This window comes from Pedococcus sp. P2_E4 (genome assembly GCF_056403935.1).
In genome coordinates this window covers 21,305-28,167 of record NZ_JBFUEO010000039.1, presented here as the reverse complement: position 1 = coordinate 28,167, position 6,863 = coordinate 21,305, and the positions used below count along the sequence as shown (strand labels likewise).

The following is a 6,863-nucleotide window of genomic DNA, read 5'->3' as shown; positions in this document are numbered from 1 at the left end:
ACACAGCTGCCCATGCGGTGTCGCCCCAACGAGCCAGCGCGCGGGGTTGGCGCGCGCAGGGTTGGCGCGCGCAGGGTTGGCGCGCTCGGGGGTTGGCGCGATCGGGGGTTGGCGCGCAGCCTGGGGCGGGGTTGGGGCGCGCGTGGTGCCTCGCAGGCTTAGCGCGCAGCATGGGGCGTGGGTTGGGGCGCGCGTGCTGCCTCGCGGGCTTGGCGCGCGCGGTGGCGCGGTTGGCACGCGCGGTTGGCGCGCGTGGTGCCTCGCGGGGGGTTGGCGCGCAGGCTGGTGCGGGGGTTTGGGGTGCGCGTGCTGGCTCGCGGGGGTCGGCGTGCAGGCTGCTTCGGGGCTCGGAGCGCCCGTGGTGCCTCGCGGTGCGGCTCGGAGCTAGAGTCCGGCCGTGGACTGCCTCTTCTGCCGCATCGTCGACGGCGCCGTGCCCGCCACCGTCGTGCTCGACGAGCCGTTCACCCTCGGCTTCCTCGACACCCGGCCAGTCTTCAAGGGCCACGTGTTGCTCGTGCCCAAGATCCACGTCGACACGCTCGCCGACCTGCCGCCGGAGCTGCTCCCCACCCTCATGGGTGCCGCCCAGCGCGTCTCGAGCGCGGTCGTGGCCGGGTTGGGTGCGCAGGGGTCCTTCGTGGCCGTCAACAACGTGGTCTCGCAGTCGGTCCCGCACCTGCACGTGCACGTCGTGCCCCGCACCAAGGGGGACGGGTTGCGCGGGTTCTTCTGGCCGCGCACCAAGTACGCCTCCGAGCAGGAGGCGCGCGAGTATGCCGACCGCGTCAGTGCGGCGCTCGTCCCACCGCGGGACTGAGAGCCGGTGACGCGCCGAAATTCCTCCCCAAGCCGCGAGTCGGTGACCTCCGGAGGCCGCGTGTCGGTGGCGCATCGGACAATGGCGTCGTGAGGACGCACACTGTCATGGCGACCCCCATCGGCGAGCTCACCATCGTGGCCGAGGACGGCGCCATCGCTGCCATCTCCATGCAGCTGCCATCCCCGCAGCTCTCCTCCCCGCAGCTGCCCTCCCCGCAGCTGCCCTCCATGCAGCTGCGGGCGCGGCGGGCCGGCCAACGGCTCCCCGACCAGGACCTCGGCGACCGCGACGACGCGGGGCTGGCCGAGGCAGTACGGCAGCTCGACGAGTACTTCGCCGGCGAGCGCACCGAGTTCACGCTCCCGCTTGCTCAGGTGGGCGACGCATTCCAGCGGCGCGTCTGGGCCCTGCTGCGCGAGATCCCGTACGGCCAGACCCGCAGCTACGGCGACCTGGCTCGGGCCCTCGGCGACGTCAACCTCAGCCAGGCGGTCGGAGCCGCCAACGGCCGCAACCCCATCAGCATCGTCGTGCCGTGCCACCGGGTGATCGGTTCCGACGGCAGTCTCGTGGGCTATGCCGGCGGCCTCGACCGCAAGCGGTTCCTGCTGGCCCTCGAGGAGCCGCCGGCGGACGAGGCACACCGGCTGTTCTGAGCAACCGAGGTGATCCGCGTCGCATCCGACGCGTGGACGGCGCGTGCACGGCATACACCCGGCGCTAGGCTGGTTGCACGAGAGCAGGACGTCACCGAGGACGGCAGACCCACGTTTGCGGGGGCTGGCCGTCCTCTGCCTTTGACAGGAGTGGGTTCGGATGTCGTCGCACCAGGCCGCAGGTGCCCGTCACCGCGTCGTCGTGATCGGCTCGGGGTTCGGAGGACTGTTCGGGACGCAGGCGCTCAAGCGCGCCGACGTCGACGTGACGCTGATCGCCAAGACCACGCACCACCTCTTCCAGCCGCTGCTCTACCAGGTGGCGACCGGGATCCTCTCCGAGGGCGAGATCGCCCCGGCCACGCGCGAGGTGCTCGCCCGCCAGAGGAATGCGCAGGTGCTGCTCGGCACGGTCACCTCCATCGACCTCGAGGCGAGGACCGTCACCTCACGGGTGCTCGACCGCGAGACGGTGACGCCCTACGACACGTTGCTGGTCGCCGCGGGTGCCGGTCAGTCCTACTTCGGCAACGACCAGTTCGCCCAGTACGCACCGGGCATGAAGTCGATCGACGACGCCCTCGAACTGCGAGGCCGCATCTTCGGCGCGTTCGAGTGGGCCGAGCTCGCCAGCACGCCCAAGGAGATCGACCGGCTCATGACCTTCGTCGTGGTCGGAGCGGGCCCCACCGGCGTGGAGATGGCCGGGCAGATCGCCGAGCTGTCGCGACGGACGCTGCCTCGCGACTTCCGCAACATCGACACCCGCAAGGCGCGGATCATCCTGCTCGACGCCGCGCCGACCGTGCTCGGGGCGTTCGGCGACCGGCTGGGAGCCAAGGCCACGGACAAGCTCAAGGACCTCGGCGTCGAGGTGCAGCTCGGCGCGATGGTCGTGGGCGTCGACGCCACGGGCATCGACGTCCGCGAGTCCGACGGGTCGGTGCGACGCATCGAGTCGGTGTGCAAGGTGTGGGCTGCCGGCGTGCAGGCGTCCGAGCTCGGGGCCCAGCTGGCGGAGCAGTCGGGGGCGCCGATCGACCGGGCTGGCCGGGTCKAGGTCAACGACGACCTGACGCTGCCGGGGCACCCCGAGGTCTTCGTCGTGGGCGACATGGCATCACTCAAGGGCTACCCGGGAGTGGCGCAGGTGGCGATCCAGGGTGCCCGGTACGCGGCCGACCAGATCCGGCGCCGACTCGCCGGCAAGCCCGCCAAGGGTCCCTTCGAGTACCACGACAAGGGCTCGATGGCCACGATCTCGAGGTTCAGCGCGGTCGCCTCGATCGGCAACCTGAGGTTCACCGGCTTCGTCGCCTGGCTGCTCTGGCTGGCGGTGCACCTGGTCTACATCATCGGGTTCAAGCACCGGCTCACGACCCTCCTGCACTGGACCGTCAGCTTCCTCGGCCGCGGCAGGTCCGAGCGCACGGTCACCGAGCAGCAGGTGTTTGCCCGCACCGCGATCGAGCAGCTCGGCGAGGGCTACAACCCCTCGCTGCCGCGAGTGGCCGGCGACAGGCGACCGCCCACGCAGTCGGTCGTCCAGGCTCGCGAGGAAGCCGGCCGAACCCTGTAGCCGAACCCATAGGGTGTCGCCATGCCCCTGGACTACCCCATCCACGAGCGGACGCTGGCCAACGGGCTGCGCGTCGTCGTCTCGCCCGACGCCAGCGTGCCCGTCGTGACCGTCAACCTGTGGGTCAACGTCGGCTCCCGGCACGAGGCGCCCGGGCGCACGGGTCTGGCGCACCTGTTCGAGCACCTGATGTTCCAGGGGTCGCGGCACATTGCCAGCGGTGAGCACTTCACGCGGCTGATGGCCGAGGGCGGCCGGCTCAACGCGACGACGTGGTTCGACCGCACCAACTACTTCGAGACGGTTCCCAAGGGCGCCTACGAGCTGGCGCTCTGGATGGAGGCCGACCGTCACGGCTACCTCCTCGACGCCGTGACCCAGGACAACCTCGACAACCAGCGGGACGTCGTCAAGGAGGAGAAGCGCCAGCGCTACGACAACGTGCCGTACGGCAACGCCCTGATCGAGGTCTATGCGGCGGTGTTCCCCGAGGGGCACCCCTACCACCACCCGACGATCGGGTCGATGGAGGACCTCGACGCGGCCAGCCTCGAGGACGTCCATGCGTTCTTCCGGCGCTTCTACGGGCCCAACAACAGCGTGCTCACGCTGGTCGGTGACCTGTCGCCCGAGGACGGGTTCGCTGCCGCAGAGCGGTACTTCGGCCCGCTGCCGGCCAGTGCCGACCCGCCCCGCGAGTCGGCCATGCCGCTGGCGCCGCTGGCGTCACCGGTGCGGGTCGAGCGTGTCGGCGCCGTGCCCAACGACCGGCTGCACATCGCGTTCCGGCTGCCCGTCGACAACACCGACGAGTACTTCGCGGCCTCCCTGGCGATCGACGCCGTCGCCGGGCTGGCGACGTCCCGGCTCACCCAGCGGCTGGTCCGCCGCGAGCAGTCGGCCAACGCCGTGCAGGGCCACTCGATGGGCTTCGTCGACGGTGTCTCGCTCGGCTTCTTCGTGGTCGACGTCGCCGAAGGGCACGACCCCAGCGCCCTCGAGCAGGCCGTCGTCGAGGAGCTCCAGCGGTTCGTCGAACACGGCCCGACCGAGGTCGAGATGGAGTCGGCGATGGCCCAGTCCGAGCGCTCCTGGCTCTCGGCCCTGGCCAGCCAGGAGGAGCGTGCCGACCTCATCAGCCAGCACGCCCTCCTCCACGGGGACGCCCAGTTCGTCAACACCTTCCTCGACCGGCTGCGGGCGGTCACGGCCGAGCAGGTGCGCGCTGCCGCCGAGCGGTGGCTGCGACCCGAGAGCCGGGCCGTCGTCGCCCACCTGGTCGAGGCCGAGGAGGACGCCGCATGAGTGCCGGTGCCGGCGTGACCCCGGTGTCGGGAGAGGGCCCCGCGCGTCCCGAGGTGCTCCCGCCCGAGCCGTGGGCCTTCCCCGAGCCGACCCGCCACACGTTGGCCAACGGTGTCGAGCTCGTGGTCTACGACATCCCCGGCCAGTACGTCGTCTCGGTGCGCACGGTGATTCCCTTCGGCCTCGCCGTCGAGCCACCCGCCGTCGAGGGCGTGGCCACGATGATGTCGCGGCTCCTCGACGAGGGCACGGCCGAGCACACCCCCGAGGAGTTCGCAGAGCTGTTGGAGCGCAAGGGAATCGGCCTGGGCGCGACCGTCAGCGACAACGGCCTCGGCGTCGCCATCGATGTCGCCCAGGGGCGGCTCCCCGAGGCCCTCGACCTGTTGCGGCAGGTCCTGGCCGAGCCGGTGTTCCCGCAGTCCGAGGTCGACCGCATGGTCAAGACCCGCCTGGCCGAGATCGAGCAGGAACGTGCCATGGCGGGCCCGAGGGCCGCGCGGGAGTTCATCGCGACCCACTTCGACTCCGGCGACCGGGCTGCGCGACCCTCGGCAGGCACCACCGAGTCCGTGCGTGCGATGACCCGTCAGGACATCGTGGACTTCCACGCCCGGTTCGTCGGCCCCCGAGGCGCCTCAGTCGTGGTCGCGGGCGACCTGCACGGCGTCGACGTGCTCGACCTGGTGAGCCGGACAGTGGGGGAGTGGGTCAACCCGCGGCAGGCCGACCCGACGCCGCCCGTCGCGGCCCGCAGGGCCGCCGACGCCGCGCGGGTCGTCCTCGTGGACCGCCCCGGCTCGGTCCAGAGCGAGCTGATGGTGGGCTGGACGGGTCCGGACCGGCGAGCCGAGGGCGGCTGGGCGGCATACCCCGTCCTGTCCTTCGTCGTCGGGGGCTCGCCCAACGCGCGCGTCGACGCGGTCCTGCGCGAGGAGAAGGGCTATACCTACGGCATCCGGTCGGGCTTTCGCCCGCGCAGGGTCGGCGGGCTCTTCCTCACCTCCGGGTCGGTGCGCGCCGATGCCACGGTCGAGTCAGTCTCGTTGCTGCTCGAGATCCTCGGCGACGCGCGAAAGGGGTTCTCCCCGGACGAGATCCGCGCCGGCGTCGACTACATGGCCAAGACGGCCCCGGGTCGCTTCGCCACTGCCGACGCCGTGGCGGACGAGGCCGCGAACATGGCCTTCGAGGGACTCACGACGGACTTCACCACCCGGACGCTGCGCGAGATGCAGGACCTCGACGCGGAGGCGTTGACCGCTGCCTACGCGCGCTGGGTCACGGGGGAGTGGACCATCGTGGTGGTCGGCGATGCCAGCGCGTATGCCGAGGGCATCCGTGAGCTGGGTGCCGGGCCCGTGGCGGTCGTCCCCGCCTGAGAGCGGCTCAGCGCGTCGCGCGCGCGTCCGTGCCGATCCGCTCCAGGACCGCGTCGTGGAGCAGACCGTTCGTCGCGACCGCGTTGCCGCCCCACGGGCCGTCCGTGCCGGCGAGGGAGGTGAACCGCCCGCCGGCCTCGGTGACGATGGGGACGAGGGCTGCCATGTCGTGGATCGCCAGCTCCGGCTCGGCTGCGATGTCGACCGCGCCCTCGGCGACGAGCATGTACGACCAGAAGTCGCCGAACGCCCTCGTGCGCCAGCAGCTCTCGGCGAGGTCGAGGAACTCGTCGTGGCGGTCGAGGTCGCGCCAGCCCTTGAGGTCCGAGTAGGACAGCGACGCGTCCTCGAGACGGCTGACCTTGGAGACGTGGATGCGCTTGGCGGCGGCGAGCGAGCGACCGGACCACGCCCCGGAGCCGTTGGCCGCCCACCAGCGCCGGCCGAGGGCCGGGGCGGCGACGAGTCCGATAACCGGAGTCTCGTTGTCCACCAACGAGATCAACGTCGCCCAGGCGGGGACGCCACGCACGAAGTTGTGGGTGCCGTCGATCGGGTCGATGACCCAGCGACGTGGGCCGTGGCCGGTGGTCTCGAACTCCTCGCCCTCGACGGCGTCCCGAGGCCTCGTGCGCTTGAGCTGGGCGCGCACGAGCTCCTCGGCCGACTTGTCCGCATCGCTCACGAGGGTCAGGTCGGGCTTGGACTCCACGGTGAGGTCCTCGGCGCGGAACCGGGCCATCGTGATCCGCTCGACCGCGTCCGCCAGGACATGGGCAAGGCGCAGGTCGTCGTCATAGGAGGGCACCTGCCCACGCTAGCCCGTCGCGAGCCCGGCGCGGCGCACCGCCACGACCGGTCGCTGCGCCGGGTGGATCCGGGTGAATGCAGGMAAACTGCACCAAAAGCGACTCCGGGCGAAGATCTGCTCTCAGGACGGCGGCGGGACGATCACGTTTTTGTCTCGGGTTGGCTCTGGTAGTCGCCTTTACGCAGTAGGTGCTCTTTCATGGGTGCCACAACACGACGCCCTTGGCGTTACAGGGCTGCGCTCCAACTGGTGCACAGCCCGGACCGAAACCGTCCACAACGGACGGCTGACCCCTAAGTAGGAGGAC

6 protein-coding genes are annotated in these 6,863 nt (G+C 71.3%); 5 read left to right on the top strand and 1 reads right to left on the bottom strand.

Translation table 11 applies throughout. The features are described from left to right. The first annotated feature begins 397 nt into the window (after positions 1-397). The 5 genes from AC1DV7_RS15235 to AC1DV7_RS15215 all read left to right on the top strand — a co-directional run bounded on the left by AC1DV7_RS15235 (position 398) and on the right by AC1DV7_RS15215 (position 5,745). Positions 398-820: an HIT family protein gene (locus AC1DV7_RS15235; RefSeq protein WP_477597983.1), complete on the top strand. Its 423-nt coding sequence runs from the start codon at positions 398-400 to the stop codon at positions 818-820. Between the two features lie 89 nt (positions 821-909). Next, on the top strand, positions 910-1,479 hold the full coding sequence (locus AC1DV7_RS15230; protein ID WP_477597982.1) for a methylated-DNA--[protein]-cysteine S-methyltransferase: 570 nt from the start codon (positions 910-912) through the stop codon (positions 1,477-1,479). Between the two features lie 160 nt (positions 1,480-1,639). Further along, complete coding sequence (locus AC1DV7_RS15225) at positions 1,640-3,058, top strand: NAD(P)/FAD-dependent oxidoreductase (RefSeq protein WP_477597981.1); 1,419 nt, start codon at positions 1,640-1,642, stop codon at positions 3,056-3,058. A gap of 21 nt (positions 3,059-3,079) precedes the next feature. Beyond that, on the top strand, positions 3,080-4,363 hold the full coding sequence (locus AC1DV7_RS15220; protein WP_477597980.1) for a M16 family metallopeptidase: 1,284 nt from the start codon (positions 3,080-3,082) through the stop codon (positions 4,361-4,363). Beyond that, on the top strand, positions 4,360-5,745 hold the full coding sequence (locus tag AC1DV7_RS15215) for a M16 family metallopeptidase (protein WP_477597979.1): 1,386 nt from the start codon (positions 4,360-4,362) through the stop codon (positions 5,743-5,745). The genes AC1DV7_RS15220 and AC1DV7_RS15215 overlap by 4 nt, the downstream gene beginning before the upstream one ends. Positions 5,746-5,752: 7 nt before the next feature. Here the strand turns inward: AC1DV7_RS15215 and hisN are convergent, their stop codons facing one another. Beyond that, positions 5,753-6,553, bottom strand: a complete 801-nt coding sequence (gene hisN, locus AC1DV7_RS15210) for a histidinol-phosphatase (protein ID WP_477597978.1) — start codon at positions 6,551-6,553, stop codon at positions 5,753-5,755. Positions 6,554-6,863: the final 310 nt, after the last annotated feature.